The 17261-nt window shown below is 63.4% G+C and carries 9 protein-coding genes; 2 read left to right on the top strand and 7 right to left on the bottom strand.

Going from position 1 to position 17261, the window contains the following annotated elements; genetic code table 11:
• Positions 1–35: 35 nt before the first annotated feature.
• On the top strand, positions 36–1337 hold the full coding sequence (locus B5X78_RS07815) for a dicarboxylate/amino acid:cation symporter (RefSeq protein WP_425478696.1): 1302 nt from the start codon (positions 36–38) through the stop codon (positions 1335–1337).
• A gap of 21 nt (positions 1338–1358) precedes the next feature.
• Here the strand turns inward: B5X78_RS07815 and B5X78_RS07820 are convergent, their stop codons facing one another.
• On the bottom strand, positions 1359–2495 hold the full coding sequence (locus B5X78_RS07820) for a serine hydrolase domain-containing protein (RefSeq protein ID WP_188444691.1): 1137 nt from the start codon (positions 2493–2495) through the stop codon (positions 1359–1361).
• A 343-nt stretch (positions 2496–2838) separates the two neighbouring features.
• On the opposite strand from B5X78_RS07820, the gene B5X78_RS07825 reads away from it, so the two are divergent.
• On the top strand, positions 2839–5733 hold the full coding sequence (locus B5X78_RS07825; RefSeq protein ID WP_079723858.1) for a TonB-dependent receptor plug domain-containing protein: 2895 nt from the start codon (positions 2839–2841) through the stop codon (positions 5731–5733).
• An 83-nt stretch (positions 5734–5816) separates the two neighbouring features.
• On the opposite strand, the gene B5X78_RS07830 is transcribed toward B5X78_RS07825, so the two are convergent.
• The 6 genes from B5X78_RS07830 to B5X78_RS07860 form a co-directional block, all read right to left on the bottom strand.
• Positions 5817–6275: a hypothetical protein gene (locus B5X78_RS07830; RefSeq protein ID WP_139381456.1), complete on the bottom strand. Its 459-nt coding sequence runs from the start codon at positions 6273–6275 to the stop codon at positions 5817–5819.
• A 186-nt stretch (positions 6276–6461) separates the two neighbouring features.
• Positions 6462–6650: a hypothetical protein gene (locus B5X78_RS07835; protein WP_079723860.1), complete on the bottom strand. Its 189-nt coding sequence runs from the start codon at positions 6648–6650 to the stop codon at positions 6462–6464.
• A 94-nt stretch (positions 6651–6744) separates the two neighbouring features.
• Entirely contained in the window at positions 6745–7368 is a 624-nt protein-coding gene (locus B5X78_RS07840) for a hypothetical protein (protein ID WP_079723861.1), read from the bottom strand.
• A 461-nt stretch (positions 7369–7829) separates the two neighbouring features.
• Positions 7830–8318 carry a hypothetical protein gene (locus tag B5X78_RS07850; RefSeq protein ID WP_079723863.1) on the bottom strand — a complete coding sequence of 163 codons (489 nt, stop codon included), beginning with the start codon at positions 8316–8318 and terminating at the stop codon, positions 7830–7832.
• Between the two features lie 8 nt (positions 8319–8326).
• Entirely contained in the window at positions 8327–13363 is a 5037-nt protein-coding gene (locus tag B5X78_RS07855) for a hemagglutinin repeat-containing protein (protein ID WP_229730941.1), read from the bottom strand.
• Between the two features lie 5 nt (positions 13364–13368).
• On the bottom strand, positions 13369–17247 hold the full coding sequence (locus B5X78_RS07860) for a two-partner secretion domain-containing protein (protein WP_079723865.1): 3879 nt from the start codon (positions 17245–17247) through the stop codon (positions 13369–13371).
• Between the last annotated feature and the right edge of the window lie 14 nt (positions 17248–17261).

The raw sequence follows: 17261 nt of genomic DNA on the forward strand, positions 1-17261 counted from the left end.
CTGTCGTTTCCCTGACCCAACAAGGCGGACCCACCGTGGTTGAAGCAAGCGCGCGCGCGACCCCGTCGATTCCCCTGCACTGGAAGATGGCGATTGGTTTTGCCCCGGGCCTGTCCCTGGGTTTCCTGGCCCATGCCACCGTGGGTGCGGAACACCACGCGGTGGTGTGGCTGACGCAGCACATCACCCAACCCGCCGGCACTGTCTTTCTGCGCCTGATCTTCATGCTCGTGCTGCCGTTGCTGTTCTCGGCGCTGATCGTGGGCGTGGCGGAGATGGGGGATGTCCGCGCGCTGGGTCGGATTGGCGTGCGGACGCTGGCCTCGACCATCGTGCTGTCGGGCATTGCCGTACTCATTGGGCTATCGCTGGTCAACCTGCTCAAGCCGGGTACGAACATCGACCTGACCGTGGCCCAGCAGCTGCTCGCACAAAGCGGTGAGCGCGCCCACGCGATCATCGGCGATGGCGCGTCGAACCAGGGCGCGATGGATCTGGTCCTGTCACTGGTGCCTGACAACATCATCCGCGCCGCCGGCAAGAACGAAATCCTGGCGGTGATGTTCTTCGCGATGATGATTGGCGCTGGCCTGGTGCTGTCCAAACAGAGCCCGGCCACCGCCGCGCTGCTCAAGGCGATCGAGGGCCTGTTCCAGGTGTCGATGACGCTGATCGGGCTGGTCATCAGGCTCGCGCCTTATGCGGTGTTCTGCTTCATGTTCAATCTTGCCGCCCTGTTCGGCTGGGACGTGCTGCAGGCGCTGGGCGCCTACGTGATGGTGGTGGTGCTCGCGCTGGCGCTGCATTTCGTGGTGGTCTATTCGCTGGCGTTGCGCTGGGCCGGCTGGTCGCCGCTGCGGTGGTTCGCCCGCGCACAGGAAGCCATCCTGATGGCATTTTCCACCGCCTCCAGCAATGCAACCCTGCCCACCTCACTGCGCGTGGCGCAGGACGAGCTGAAGTTGCCGGGCAACGTGTCGCGCTTCGTACTGACCGTGGGCGCCACCGCCAACCAGAACGGTACCGCCTTGTATGAAGGGGTCACCGTGCTGTTCCTGGCGCAGTTCTTCGGCGTGCAGCTGGATCTTGGCCAGCAGCTGCTGGTGATGTTCGTCTGCGTGCTCGGCGGCATTGGCACCGCTGGCGTGCCGGCGGGTTCCCTGCCGGTGGTGGCGTTGATCTGCGCGATGGTGGGCGTGCCGCCCGAGGGCATCGGCATCATCCTGGGCGTGGACCGGTTTCTCGACATGTGCCGGACCACCTTGAACGTCACCGGCGATCTGGTGCTGGCGACCGTGGTCTCCAAAGGCGAGCCGGGGGATACCGGCTCGGCGTGATCCGCGCGACCGGCGTCAAGCTCAGCTTTGCGACTGGGCCCAGTCCACGGCGGGATACTCCGCCTTGCCCATGAAGGTCTCCAGCAACTCGCGGTACGTCGACAGGCCACGCTCACTGTTGGTGAACAAGACCAGGCTGTCGCCACTGATCGGATCAAGCACAAACAGCGCCTTGAAGCCCGGGTTGTCACCCCAGTGCCAGATCAGGCGCCTGTCTGTCGTTGACTGGATGCCCACGCCCAGCCCCCAATCGATGTACGGGTCCGCCGGCGAGACGACCGCCGCGTCATTGGCATCGCTGGAAGGCGCCAGCATGGCCGCATGCGTCGCCGCTGCCAGCCCCTCGCCCTTGAACAGCGCCCGCTGGATGAAGTTGTTGTAGTCGTGCGCATTGGACACCAGCGTCCACGCGGTGTTTTCCCAGGCGAACACGCGCGGCTTCTGCGGTGTGCCATCACCGTCATGACCCGTGGCGTTGCGGGCGTCGAACTCTTTCCTGGTCAGGTAGCTGCTGCTGGGCATGTCGAATCGCGAGAACACTTCGCGCTGCGCCAGTTCGTTCCAGGCCAGCCCGGTGACATGCTCGAGCGTCCTCTGCAGCAGATAGAAGCCCTCACCGGAGTACGAGAAGCGAGCGCCGGGCTCGAAGATGGTGGTGAGTGGCGTGCTGTCGATCACCGGGTTGGAGGGCGACACCTGCCAGTTCACCAGGCCCGAGGTGTGGTTGAGCACCATGCGCGCGGTAATCCGCCGGGCCGACGCACTGTCACGCGTGCGGTTTGAATGCCAGTACTCCCACAGCGGCCGGTCGAGATCGAACTGGCCTTGATCGACCAGCCTGAGCGCCACGTAGGCGGCCAGGACCTTGGACAAGGAAGCCGCCTGGAACACCGTGGCATCGCTGACGCGCGCGCCGGTGGCGTTGTTCATGACCCCGTACGAGAACGTCTGCGAGGTCCCTTGATGGGTGTAAGCCAGTTGCGCGCCCGGAATCGCATGTGATTGCAGCACGGCGTTGAACTGCTCGCGCAATTCCTGTGCGTGATCTCCTTCCCCTGCCGTCGGCGTCCGCGCCTCCACGGCAGGAACGGAGTCGGCGCGCAGCGGATCTGCCCACATACCACCGGGTGCGGCCAACGCAATCGTCAGGACAGCCATCTGTGCAGCGTGGACTTTCATTCGATCCTCGGCAAGAACGTGCAGGGAATAGCAAGCGATCAGTCTGAAGCGTAGGCGCGACGATACTCGACTTTGCTGCTGTGGAATCGTCATCCCTCCACTTCGCATGAAGGATCGGGGTTTCTCCTGATGCATCTCGGTTGGCGCGCCCACTAGCATCGGCGCCGTCGTTCCGCATGGGGTGCGGAAGCAGCAGTTCGCGACGATGCCCACCGTCCACGACGCGATGTCGGGATCCGTGGGGTGCTGTGCCCGTCCGTCCCTTGCCGTGGCCATGCCGCGCCACCCACTTACGCCGTCCTGACCGGAGAGCCGTATCACCATGTCCAACCGCTACCACGTACTGCAGCATCGTCGTCTGGCCGCTGCGATCCTTGTCGGATTGAGTGCGCCCGGCCTGGCGTTTGCCGGAAGCATGACCGATGCGGAGAGCCGCACGCAGGAAGCACCTTCAGACACGCCCGTGGCCAACGCCGCCGAGGCGGCGCCGGCCAAGACGCTGGACAAAGTGGAAGTCACCGGATCCCGCATCAAGCGCGCCGACATGGAAGGCCCATCGCCGGTGGTGGTGATCAGCGCCGAAGACATCCGCAAGCAGGGCTACAGCACCATCTCCGAAGCCTTGCAGACGCTCACGCAGTTCAATGGCGATGTCGTGGCCGGTGAGTGGAATGCGGACTCGTCGCAGCCCGATGCCTCGTTCCTCAATCTGCGCGGCCTGGGCGTGGGCTATCAGTTGATCCTGCTCAACGGTAAGCGCATGACCGAGTACGCGGCCAGTTCCGGCGCAGCCTCCACCGGCGTCAGCGTGGGCAGCATCCCGGCCGCGGCCGTTGAACGCATCGAGGTGCTCAACGGCGGCGCATCGGCCATTTACGGCTCCGATGCCGTGGCCGGCGTCGTCAACATCGTGACCAAGGACAACTGGGAAGGCCAGCACCTGCGCATCCGCGGTGGCGGCACGACACGCGGCGGCGGCGATACCGGCCAGATCCAGCTCAGTGGCGGCAAGGCCTGGGATCGCGGCAGCCTCACCTATGCGTTCGAGCAGCTCAATCGCGAACCGATCCTGTCAGGCCAACGCGGCAACATCATCCGCACGGGCATGAATGCACCGGGTAACGTGGGCACCAACAAGCCGACCTTCGGGCTCGACACGGCGTTGATGGACGGCGGCTACAACGCGAACTACTGGATGAACCAGGCCGGCCAGCTGATCTACGCCGCCGATACCGATCCCGACACCGCCGCCGACGCACTGGCCTACTCCTGCTACAACGCCGACCCGCAGTATTTCCCGATGTACTGGTCGGCCGACGATGATTTGCCGGCCGCCTGCGGCAACGCCAACTACTACGACGGCGATACGCTGGCCAACAAGTACAACAAGACCTCGGGCTACGTGGCCGCGCGCTACTGGTTCAACGACAACATCGAAGGCTATGGCCAGGCGCTGGTGCAGTATTCAAAGAGCGAGGCGGCGCACCGGACCAGCATGTACCTGTACAACGCCGGCAGCGCCTACGACGTCAACATCGGCCAGTTCGAGTACTGGCGCGCACTCAATCCCAACACGATGGGCGGCGCGCCGATGCGCATCTGGGAGGAGTCCACCATCAGCGCGAACGTCGGTGTGCGCGGCACGCTGGGCAACCGGTTCGACTGGGATGCCAGCCTCAGCATCTCGCGCGACGAGATGAAGAGCCGTTGGAAGCAGTTGCTCACCGACCGTGTCCACCACTTCCTGTTCGGCGAGCCGGTCGGCAGCGTCGATGGCTCGCCGCTCTACGAGATCGACCCTGCCGTGTTGTTTGGCCCCGTCGGACCCGAGCAGTACGCCAGCATGGTCGACACGATCCGCAACAAGAACCTCTCGCAGACCTCGCAGGCGCAGGTGGTGTTCAGTGGCCCGCTGTTCTCGCTGCCGGCGGGCGAAGTACAGATGGCGGCCGTGGCCGAGGCGTCACACTCCAAATACGAACTTCGCCCGGACGCGCGCAGCGTCAGCACGTACGAGGGCGCCGACCGGACCTTCAATCACACCGGCGTCATCGGCGGCGGTCCACGGGATCGCTATGGCGTCGGCGTCGAACTGCGGATTCCGGTGTTTTCCCGGCTGACCGCCAACGTGGCGGGGCGATGGGACAAGTACAACGACATTTCCGATGTCGATGACGCCACCACCTGGCAGGCAAGCCTGGAATGGCGCCCCACGGACAACCTGCTGATCCGCGCGAGCCACCAGACCAGCTTCATGGCGCCGAACATCATGTGGCTCTATGGCGAACCGGTCACCAACTACGACGACTACATCACCAACGAATATCTCTGCCGTGTGAACGGGCTGGACCTGAGCACCACGGCGGGCATGAGCCAGTGCGGCAGCCAGTACACCCAGGGTGCGTGGTATGTGGAAGGCGGCAACAACACCCGGCTGCACGAAGAAACCGCGACCTCCAATGGACTGGGCGTCGTGTGGGATATCACTGACAACCTGTCGATCAGCGCCGACTACTGGGACATCGATCTCAAGGGCAAGAGCCAGTACCTGGACAAAGCCACCCTGCTCAGCGCCAACTCGGACTGCCTGCTCGGCGCGCGCATCGACGGCACGCCGGTGGATCCCAATTCCGCCGCCTGTGCGCTCTATGCCAGCTACGTGCAGCGTGATGCCGAGGGCAACGTCACCGAGTACTTCCTGGATGCGATCAACCAGGCCGGCGTGCGGACCAAGGGCTACGATGCGAGCCTGAGGTATGCATGGGCCACGGAGGCACTGGGCAACTTCAGCCTCAACGCCGGCATGAGCCGCACGCTGGACTATGACGTCAAGGTCACCAACGGGGATCCGTGGGAGGACTACATGCCGTGCTCGTACTCCTCCACCTACAGCTGCGGCAGCCAGCCGGTGGCATTCCGCACGCGCACCAACTGGACACTGAGCTGGAACCGCGGCGCCTGGGCCGGCAGTCTGTACGGCTATCGCAATGGCGCACGGGTGAACTACCAGGCGACCGATCACCTGGCCTCGTACGTCCAGTGGAACGCCAACCTGTCCAAGCAACTGACCGACAAGCTGCGGCTGGGCGTCGATGTCACCAACCTGTTGGACGAGTACGGACCCAAGGATGAAACGATGACCTGGTATCCGTTCTATCAGAACATCTACGGCATCCAGGGTCGGGCCATCTACGTGAACCTGGACATCACCTTCTGAGCACGACGCCTGGCAGCAAGGGATGAGCTTCGGCCCTGGAGGGATCCAGGGCCGAATGCCGGCGGAGCGTCAACGCGCACGCATCAACATTTGGGAGCCGGCTGAACCCTTACGGGCACCAGGCGCGTGTCTCCACCCTCATCGACGATCTGGTAGACCGAAAGCCGGCACGTCTGACCCTGCCACGAAAAGCCCGCCTCGTAGTCGCGCCCGGCCTCCGGCACGAACGAGATGGCGCCGCCGCAGGAAGTGGTGGGACCCGAGTAGCGCACACCACCGACCGAGTAGAACGCGGGAACGCTCTGGTATCCCAGGCGAAGGCTGGTCGGAACCGCGGCAGGGATGGCGTACTCGCGGAAGTACGCCTTGGAGGCGATGCCATCCATCTGCGCCAGATTGCGGGTGTTCTCGCTGTCCGGCATGCCCAGCGAAACATTGGACACCGTTCCGATCAGCGAGCCGAATGCGCTGCCCAGGCTGCCGGAGACACGCTCACCACCGCGTCTTTTGATGCAGGCACTGCCTGCGTAGAGCTGGGCCATGACGCCATTCTGGCCAAAGACGCGGATGCGGCTGCCGTGACCTTGCACGGCCGCTCCATCCGCCGCAGCAGCACTGAAAGAGCAAGCCAGAAGGGAAAAATTTGCTAAAGACCTGTACCGCATGGACAACCTCATGGAAGACGAGACAGCGTGACAATTCACCGAAGCCGGGATGTTTCGGTCGAGCTAAGGGCGTTCACTGGCGCCATCGTGCTGGGCCTGAGGCGTAGGCAGGAATGCGATGGCTGCGCCGCCGCTGTGGTGCACGATCCAGCCTGAGCCACCCGAGCTCGGCTTGAAGTCCAGCGCATCGCCCACCGCCAGGGGCTCGCTCGTGCCATCTTCGCGCGCGGGAAACACCAGCTTCGCGCGCACGGGAAGCGTGATTCGACAGTTCTGGCATCACTTGCCCAGCCTGAAACGTCCAATTGGCATAACCAAAAGGCGCCTCCAATATCGTCGACAATGCCTACTTCGGCGGCACGATTTGGGATTTGATCGCTTCATCCAGGGGTGTATAGACAACAGTCAATAAGTACATTTGGCCGCGCTTATCCGGTATCACCGTGTCCGTCATGCTGACCACCGTCTTATCGGCAACCCACTTCTCGGCAAGAACAGTGAGCGATTCGTTCGAAATCTTCTGCGACTTGCCGGACCCAAGCGGCTCCCCGTAGCGCCTAACCAACTCGGCCTTGACCCTGTTGAACCTGTACTCAGCTCCCTCGCCCGCCTTGATCTGATCATTGGTGACCGTCGCCACGCGATCGAGGCGAATTTCGTTCAACGTGTCATTCGGACCGCCCATGTTGAAGTACGCCCGAAAAGTGATCCCATCGATGGTGTAGTCATTCACGATGGGGCTATCGCACTGAAACGCACCTGGGCGCGCCGCCTGGGACACCTTCTCCGTATCGGTGCATTGCACCTTGGAGAGTTTGGAGCCGAAAACCTCGCGGATCTGTGATTCTGTTGCACCCCACGGCAGGCCCTCAAAAACGACCCCAAGAGTCGGCGCCGCTTCAACCGCGGACACGGGCGCAACTGGAAACAGTACGGCAATCACAAGCAAGGTAGATGTATAGCGATTCATAGTGTTTTTTCTAGGTAGTGAATGAACTTATAGCCGCGATGCCGCCTTGGCATCGATGTTGCGAATGTCGCATCAAGATTTGGCCGGTACCAATCGACAGAACTCGGCGGGTTGACTGGAGACTCATGAGCGCCGGCGTCGCTATAACAGCGGAACACATATGCTCCAGGGTTAGGGACACAACCACACTGATGGCCATCATTTCCTCGTTCGACAACGAAACGGGCTTTCGCTTTTCAACGGCTGGCCCGTCTTGGCATCTTCAACCAACACCGTCGCACCAGGGTAACTGGCGCACAAGGCGCCACGGGCAGAGTAGATTCCTGAGCCTTCTGCCATCAGCGTTATATTGGGGGCAAGCTCCACACCCTTATCGTCCACTGCGCGCAATCGATAAGACCCATGCATGGTCAAGCAGCCCGTGCAAAGTACAGTGACCGCCAGAATGGCCAAGCCGTTCCTCATGGCTGGCCCTCTACTACTTCGTAGGTGAACCCGTTTGCTGCCATGCATTCGTTGACGATCGTTTGCCCGTACTCACTGAGCCGTCGATTCTTTCTGGCCTCCTGATATTCGGGAGTTTGCTCGTCGGCCTCCTCATAGCATTGACGTTGTAGCCGTACCGACTCCCCATAAAAGAGCCCTGCACAGGCGAGTCCCGGCTTCGTACAGACCCAGTCCCTTTCTGGGGCGCGCGGCGGGATATAGACGTCATCCGTTCTGCCGTACTTGAAACCTCTCTCCTTCATGCATGCATCTGTCACCTTCTTGTTCCCTGGGATCTCTATGCACTTCTGCCATGTCTCCCACGCCTCTTTTCCTGAGGCGCCGGACTTGTGCCACATCTTGGAAGGCCCCACACGGACCATTGGACTTGAGGTCGGGTAATGCTGCGTGGCGCATGCCGACATCATCAACACAGCACTCGCCAATAGGGTGTACTGCTTCATAGCACGACTCATTTCTTACTCCGTTTCTCAAGCTCGAGTTTGGCCTTCTGCGACGGCTCCACGAACACCGGCTTGCCGAAGCTACCTGGCCCCCAATTCCTATCCATCGACTCACGAACGCTTACGTCCCTCAACGACACTCCATCCGGGAACAGCGACTGCGTATACCAGCGATGGGAGTCGGGAAAGCTTCCTTCATTCTTATCACCCGTGGCCGGGTTTCCTCCCAAGATCAATGGCACGCGTCCCACCAAGTCGGTTGGGTGCGTGGCCTGATACTGGTTCGATGTGCCACCACTGAGAATCCAAGCGGTATCGGACGCTTCCTGCGCATTGGCTGCAGCGCCAAAGAAGTACACATTTCCGATCGCAACATTGTTCTTATCTTGCTGACGAAGACTCCCGATTGCGTTGATCCAGGTCATGCTGCCCCGACTGTGATTGACGCTTTGAACGACACTGTCCTTCTCCTTGGCGATTTCCGTAAATTCCTGATTGGTCTTCTCCGCTTCCGTCAGCGGCAATCTTCCACCCGTCATATCGTTGATCTTGTCGTAAATGGCATAGATCGCTTCGGCCACCGGAGTTCCCGTCTTTGGGTTCAGGATGTGGTATACGCCCGCCTTGTTAGCCATATCGCCACTCTGCAGGGAGCCGTAGTGCAGCGCTTCCTCTTCATCGTTGAAGATTCCGTTGTTGAATATGTAGATCTTCCCATCAACGATCTTGACCTGGTCAAGACTGACTTCCTTTCTGCTGCAGTTCTGGGCATCGGCGTCGCATTTCTGCAACAGGATCTTCTGGTCCCTCGTGGCCGCACGATGCACCAAGTCGATTTGCGTCACGGTCTGCCCAATCAACGCATTGCTCAGATCAGGGCCGGTAAACACCGCCATGGTCGCCATATCAATGACCAACGCGTTCTTCTGCCGCTTGTCGGCTTCCTTCTCCAGCGCGATTGATTCCGGCGTGTCATAGCCACCATTTGTCATGCGGATCGCGCGCGCCTCTTCACGCTTCGCGTCAACGTGCGCATAGATTTCGGCCTTCGCCTCCTGCCGGTTCTGATCGAAGGTCTGCGTCACTTCTACCTGCGTATCCAGCTCCTTCTGCAGTTCGGCCGCATCGAACTTGTTCACCAGCGCACCGCTGTTTGCGGCCACCGTGTCGGTGTTGGTGGACGTTGCAACCTCGGCCTTGATTTGATCGATGCTCTTGCCGGTCGCAGCCTGCCCGGCAGCATCGGCAATCGTGATGTTCCTGGTGTTGATGCCGCTGTGCGTGGTGCTGCGCTGATGGTCCTCATCCTGGCCAAAGCCCACCGCGTGACTCGCCGCAACGCCGCCGGCTTTGCCGTCCTTGGAGCCCTGCGCCATCTGGTGTTCGCCGCGCTCACCGCCTCCATTGACACCCAGCGAGCCGCTGATGCCGAACGCTTCGCCCTCATAGTCGGCATGGTTCTCGATGTCGGCGATCTCCAGCGTGCCCGTGCTGAAGCTATTCCTGCCTGCATCCTCGGCGGTTTGCGTGCTGGTGATGATGCCGCCGATCAGCGTGGTCTTGTCCTTGACCATGACGCTGTAGCCACCGTCGCCGGCCAGGACGCCGCTCTGTTCATTGACGCTGGCATAGTCGGCAGTGATCTTCGACTGGTCGTAGGTGGCGCTGACCGAAGCGCCATAGCCCACGGTGACCTCGGCGCTCGCGTTCTTCTGCTTGCTGTCGTAGGTCTGCGTGTCCTGCCGGCTTTCGATAACCAGGTTCTTCGCATCCACCGCGATCTGCTCGCCGGTGATTTGGCCGCCGCTCAGGGTCAGCGTGCCGCCGCTGGTGACGGTGGTGCTGCCACCGCTGCCGACGTGCGAGTTGAGGTGGTGGACTGTGGTGCCGTCGCTGTGGCCCTTGCCGACGTTGCCACCGGCCGTCACCCCCATCGCCGTGCCGGTCTGACCGTACGAGATCGCCACACCCGCCTTCCAGCCACTGGAACTGTTGGTGCTGTGCTGCTCGTAGGTGTTCTGCGCGGCGACCACGTCGATGTCGCCGTCGGCGTACAGCGTGGTGCTGTCCTGGCCGTACACCTCCGAACCGGAAATCCGGAGGGTCGAGGCTTCGCCGGCGCCGGTCGCCACCACCGTGGTGCTCTTGCCGTTGATCTTGCTACCGACAGCCTCGCGACGGGTCGTGTTGGTCTCGCTCTCGGACTGCTGCTGCCCGTAGGTGATGGACGCACTGACGCCCTGACCACCCTGCATGGCGCCGGCCACCGCTCCAGCTGCCTGATAGGTGTCGTATGCGGTGTTGGCGGCGGCCATGGCGTTGACGCGATCATCCTTGCTCTGCCCCAGGGTCCTGGCCGACTCGTAAGCTCCGATGGCGGCATCCAATGCAGGTGCGGACACTGCGACGGTCACACCGCTCTGCTTGAAGCGGGTCTTCTCCTGATACGTGGTGGTGTTGTACGCCTCTTCGATGTTGACGGACTTGCCGAGCAACGTGGTGCTGCCTTCCGGCGAGGACACCGTCGAGCCGACGATGTGCAGGGCACCGTCGTTCGCGGCCAGCGTGGTGTCGCCATGCAGACTGCCCACCATTGAACCGACCGCATGATGGCTGTCCTCGTTGGTCTCCCGCGTGGTGCTGCGGGTGCCTGCCGTGACACTGGCGCCACCATCGCTGAACACGCCGCTTTCGTCCTTGCGGTGATAACGGTTCGCCGTGCGGGTGCCGTAGGCGGCTTCGATCGTCACGTTGTCCTTCGCGATCACCGTCGTGCCCAGGTCAGAGACCACGTTGCTGCCAGCGATGGTGATGTTCTGAGCTTGGATGCCGACGCTGCGTCCGCTGAACGTGCTGCCCTGGACGAAGGTCGCGTCTACGTTGTTTCGCTGCAGTGTGCTGGTGCTGCCAACTGCGTGGTCATCCGTGAAGGAGTGGCTCTCGCTGCGATGGGTGGTGGCCACACCATGGGTGATGTTGACGTTGCCCTTGGCCATCGCGGTCACCGCGCCGTTGTCGCTGCGGACCGTCGCCGCGCGGGCCGTGATGTCGCCTTCCGCCTGTAGCAGCACATTGCCGCGAGTTTGGATTTCAGTGCCGAGCTCCTGGCTGTGCCCCCACCCCGCATGGTTGTCGGCGTCGGCGACACTGCGGTTCTGCTCACCGACGGTGATCGTGCCCAGGTTGATGTTGCGGCCCGCGGACACCAGGGTCTGCCCGCCCTCGCCCGCATTGGACACCTGGGTGGCGCTCAGGTTGGCGTCGCGGCCGGCGACCACGGCCAGCGTGCCGCCCGGCTGGGTCACAGACAAACCGGCTGAGCGATCCAGCGTGGTGTTGCTGAAACTGCTGTCGCCGACCGTTGTGGACCACGACGTGGTCGTGCTCACCGAGTTGATGTCGCGGCCGGCGGTGGCGACCAGCGAATTGCGCGCATCGATGATGCCGCCGATGTTGTCCAGGTCAGTGCGGGCGTGCAGGCCCACCTGATCGCCGGTGATGCGACCGCCCAGATTGCGCAGGTTCTCGCCGCTCAGCTGCACGGCCGTTCGGCCGGCGAGCCTGCCGGAGTTGACCAGGTCGCCTTTGAGATGGAGGTTGATGGTGTCGGCTGAGATCAGCGTGCCGTTGGCGTTTAGATCGCCCGGTCGCACGCGCACGTACACCTGCGGCGCCAGCGCCGTGGTGGTCGTGCCGTCCGGGAGGGTGATGGTCTGCTCGACCAGCCAGACAATGTCGCTGGTCAGCGCGGCCATCTGCTCGGCGGTCAGGGCGATGCCGGGGCGCAGATTCCACGCCTGCGCGAAGGTGGCGCCATTCGCCAGCAGGGCGCGGTACTGCGCCTCGTCGCTGGCGTAACCCTCCAGAAAGCGGTGACCGGTCAGCTGACCGATTTGCTCGCGCACCAGCTTCTGCTCGTAGTAGCCGTCACCCAGACGCTTATGCATGGTGGCCGGGTCGGTGCCGAGCTGGCCCAGCAGGTAGTCCGACGACATCCAGTTGCGGTACTGGGTGAAGGCCGGATCGGTTTCGATCAGGTAGCCGCTCGCACCCGGTGCCGAACGAAACAGGCTGCTGTCCGGGAACGCGGTGTCGGCGCCGATCGTGCGCACGGTGGCCGGCAGCAGCGGTGTCGCCTGGTTGCCGGCATCGACCGTCATACCGTCAGTCACCACCAGCCCCTGCGGCACCTCGTGCTGGTGGGCCGCCTCCGGGCTGTCGGTGATTACGGCCACCGTGGGTCCGACCTCCGTGATCTCCCGATCACCTGTGCCATGAGGGATGTCGGCGGCGCCGTTCGCGGATCCGCCTGTGGTGGCGGACGGGTCGCCGCCGTCCAGGTTCTGCTTCACTTCCGCGATCGGCAGCGTAATCGTGCTCGTCTTGCGCTGCTGATAGGGCGAGGGGTCGCCCCAGTTACGCTTCTTGCTGCCGCTGCTGCCCTCGTCGTGGGTGAACACGGTCGTGCCCACGTCGTGGATGCTGCGCGTTCCTTCCGCGTCGAGGTTGCGAAGCGACCCGATGGCGCCGGTAATGGCGCCGCCGACCAGGATCCGGCTCTTGTCGTTGACGAAGTCGTCGCCGTCCAGGTGCAGATTGCCGCCGGCCGACACCTTGCCCGGATCGCTCTCCTGCACCTGGGTTTGCTGCGTGGTGCGTTCGTACTCGATTGCCGTCCACGCATTGACCCGCTGCCCTGCGAACTCGGTGCCAGGCTTGAACTGCAACTGCCCCGCTCTGGGTTCGCGGTCGTGCACCATCGCGAAATCGTCGTTCGAGTAGAGCCGGCCCATCGCGTCCTGCGGCAGGTCAGCCGCATAGTTGTCTCCGTGGTCGTTGACGAAGATGTCGGTGATGGCCTCGCTGCCAACCAGTACCGGCGCATCGCTCACTCGGAAGTGGGCGTTGCCGTTCTCGAAGTACGCGGCACCCAGGGCCAGATCGCCGGCGATCTCGATTGTCGCGGAAAGATTGCGGACCGATTGGGCACGGCCTGTCGCAATACCATTGGCATCGAGAGCGCCTCCGATGCGGGCATCGCCCATGGCGATCAAGCTGGCATGCTCCTGGTGACCAGTTCGCCGGCGCCGAGGTCCAGGTCGCCACGGCTGGCAATCGTCGCGGCCTTGGTTTCTCCCTTTACGGTTTCATCATGGTTGCTGACGGTCCCGGCCTGGATTGCGACCTGGTCACCGTAGATGCGACCGGTGCCGACATTTGCCAGGGTGACGGCATCGATACGGGTAGCGCCGCCATCGATCAGACCGCGGTTGGTGAGGTCAGTGTCGGCCACCACGTGCGTGCGGCCACCACTGATCGTGCCGTCGACGGCGTTGTCGATGGTCGCGCCGCTGACGGTCAGGTCGCCGGCCTGGATCAGGCTGTGGTTGATCAGCGTGCCGGCGGTGCGGATGTCGAGCTTGCCGTTTGCGGTGACCTCGCCGGTGTGGACGTAGTCCTGCTGTAGCGCGATCGTCAGGTCGCCCTGCGACAGCACGGTGCCGTCGCCAGTCATGCCGTTGGCCGTGTGGGTCTGGTTTGTTCCGGAGAACAGTGTGCCACCGGTATTGGTGATCTGGTCGACGGTGACGCCGATGCTGGCCGCCGACGAGACCGTGCCACCCGTGTTGGTCAGCGCGCTACCCGTGCCCGAACCAGCAACGCCAATATGCGTACTGGCCACGATCAGACCGGCGCTGTTGTCGACGCGTTTGGCGTTGAGCGTCACCTTGTCGCCCTGCAACCCCAGCACCAGGGCCGGATCCGCACTGAGCGTGTCGCGATTGAGGACCGACACAGCCGTCAGGTCCAGCGCGCCGCCGGTAGCGATCAGGCCACCGGTATTGTCGGCATCGCCCGTCAACGACGCCGTCAGATTCGTCCCGGCCTGCACAGTGCCGCCGGCATTGCGCAGCGCGGCGCCAGTGAGCCGGACATTGTCGCCGCGCAGGTAGCCATTGCTGTTGTCGATGGCGGCCGAATGCGCCGCCATGGCGAGCGTACCGGAGGTGGCGGCGATGGTGCCGTGGGCGTTGCCCAGCGCTTGCTGGCGCGTGTCGATGGTGGTGTTCGCACCGACGATCTGGCCATTCGCGTTTTCCAGACCGGCGCTGTCCAGCGCGATATCGCCGTCGGCCTGCAGCGCGCCCCCCGCATTGTCGAGCAGGCCGTCTGCAGTGAGGTGCAGATCGTCTTCGAGGGAGGCGATAACCCCGTGCTCGCCATTGCGCACGCTGCCCGCGCGAACGGTAGCTCTGCTCGAGGCCACGACTGTGCCGCCACGGTTGTCGAGAGCCTGCGCAACCGCCAATCCCAACGCGTCACCGGCGCTGATCATGCCGGCGCGATTGAGGACCTGATCGGATGTCAGACCCATCGCCTCCGCCGAGGCGATCGTGCCGCGGGTGTTGTCCAGCGTTTGCGCCACCTCAATCCGCGATTTTGCCTCTCCGGCAGCACTGAGTACGCCATCGCTATTGTTCAAACTAGCGGCATCCAGTTGCAGGGCGCCGGTAGTCGCGATTGTCCCTGTCGCGTTGTCCAGCGCACCACGCACACGCAGGTCCAGCGACCCGGCGCCCGTGGCCGTCAGCGTGCCGCCCGCGGTCGTCAACTTGCCGGTGTCGATGCGGATACGCTGCGCCGACGTGGTGCCATCGCGCAGATCCGTCGTATCGCCCGTGATGGTCAGCGAGCCGTTGCTCCCAAGCGTTCCGCCCGCGCCGTTCAGCGCATTCGCAGTCATCGCGAGCGCGCCGGTTCCGGCCTGACGCACGGTGCCGCCAGCATTGCCGAAGGTCGCGGCGCTGATCGTCAGATCGCCGTTGCTCTCGATCGTGCCGCCGTCGCCGTTGTCGAGTGTGCCGCGCACGCTGAGTATGTTGGCTGCCGCGCCGCTGGCAATGAGGTGACCGCCACGGCTATCGAAAGTGTCAGCGCTGAGCGTGATCTGCGTGGCGCTCAGGGTCGCGCTGCGATGATTGGCCTGAGTGGCCGTCAGGTTCACTGCGCCCGCGGTGGCGATGGTGCCGCCTGCGCCAGTCAACACGCCCGTGCGTATCGTCAGTCCGTTCGTGCCGGACTGCTCGATTCGACCACGCTCGTTGAGGAGGTTGGTATTACTGACGGTCAGCGCGCTCGCATTGCTGGCGACGACACCGTCGGTGTTGTCGATCGTGCCCGCCACTTTGAGCGTCGTCGCATCGGCGCCGCTGTGCGACAACGTACCGGCGCGGTTGCTGAAATCATGGGCGTCGAGCGTGAGCGCACCGGCCAACTTGAGCTGGCCGGCATCGTTGTTCACCTGACCGACGTGGAGCGTGGTCGGACCCGTCACGGTCAACTCACCGCCGGCATTGCGCAGGTCGCCCCCCTTCAACGTCAACCGGCGCAACGCGAGGTGGCCGCCGTCGTTGTTGAGGCCCTGCGCTGAAGCCAAGTCCATCCCACCACTGGACCGGATGCGCCCGCCATCGTTGTTGAGCAACCCGGCAATGTTGAGTGCACCGTCAGCCAGCGGAATCACGCTGGATTGGCTGCCGCTACCTGTTGCGCTGGAATCGCCAATGCCCGTCGGGCCATCTGTGCCGCCGGCCGCTCCGCTACCGTCACCGCCAGCGGCTTCGCCGTGGCTGCCGCTGCCGCCTTCACTGCCTCCGCTCAATTCCGCCATGCCGATGCGACCGCCATCTCGGTTGCCGAGCGAACCGGCGTTCAGCGCCAAAGCCTGCACACCGCTCTGTTCGATCGCGCCACCGCGATTGGTGAGCGACGACGCATTCACCTCGATGCGACGCGCATTGAGCGTGCCGCCTTCATTGTTCACGTCGGCCGGCGTGGTGACCGTCAGTTCGCGTACGGCGCTGAGCGTGCCCGCGTTGGTGACACCGCCCGTCGCGTTCAAGCGCGTGTTCTGCTGCGATTGCAACGCGCTCGTGTTGATCAGGCGACCGTCGACCGTCACTGTCAGATCGCCGACCTGTGCGCCGATGGTGCCGGCGTTCGTCACGCCGACGCCTGCCTCAGTGCCGATCAATGCGATGTGGTTGGCATACATGCCGCCGAGCGCACTGACGTCCAATGCGAACTGCGGGACAGCGCCACGGTCGCCGTCGACCTTAGTGATCTGCGTGTGGTCGGCGCTGACCTTGTTGGCCCCCATCGTGACCTTGAGCCGGTTCGCCCAAACGCCCGCATTGAGCTGCACTGAGCGTGCAATCAGATCGGTGTAGTCGCTGCGACTGGCATCCAGGCCGGCGCCGTTGACCTGGATAGCGCCACTGCCTTCGACTCGGTAGCCGTCGAGTGCCCCACCTTTGAGGATCGGGCGGCCGGTTGTCAGCGTCGCGCGACTGGCGTTGATGAAACCGCCGTTGCTCACCTGGATGCCACTCGGATTGGCGATGATCACTTCGGCGCGGTCGCCGGCGACCTCTACATAGCCGGTGAGGTGGCTGGGATGGGCGGAGTTCACCTCATTGAGGATCACGCGCGCCGTGCCAGTGGCCAGCGACGGATTGCCCTGGACCCAGCCGCCCAGTTGCGTCTGCACATTGGCGCGCGCGTTGTTGAGGATCGCGCCTTCAGTGCCCACGTCGAACTGGTCGTACGTGTTCCTGGATACCCCTGCAGAGCTGGGCGTCTGGATATTTACCAACGGCACGTTGTTCGATGTTTCCAGCACCGTGGGGCGCTGGTTGCCGGGCGTGTTGGGATCGCCACTGATCTGGCCCTGCACCGCCTGCGCGAGCGCGGGCAAACTGATCACGAAACCCAAGCCCACGTACATCGCCACTCGCAGCGCCGGCAAAGACGTCGTGCGCTCGCCTCCGGCACCGCCTGAACCACCCTGTGCGGACGAGGTGAGTTCCGAAGCAACCTGTACGAGCCCGAGTACTTTGTTGTAGACCAGACGATAGATGCGATTCACAACGTGCTTTTCTT

The organism is Pseudoxanthomonas indica (assembly GCF_900167565.1).
Lineage (GTDB): Bacteria > Pseudomonadota > Gammaproteobacteria > Xanthomonadales > Xanthomonadaceae > Pseudoxanthomonas_A > Pseudoxanthomonas_A indica.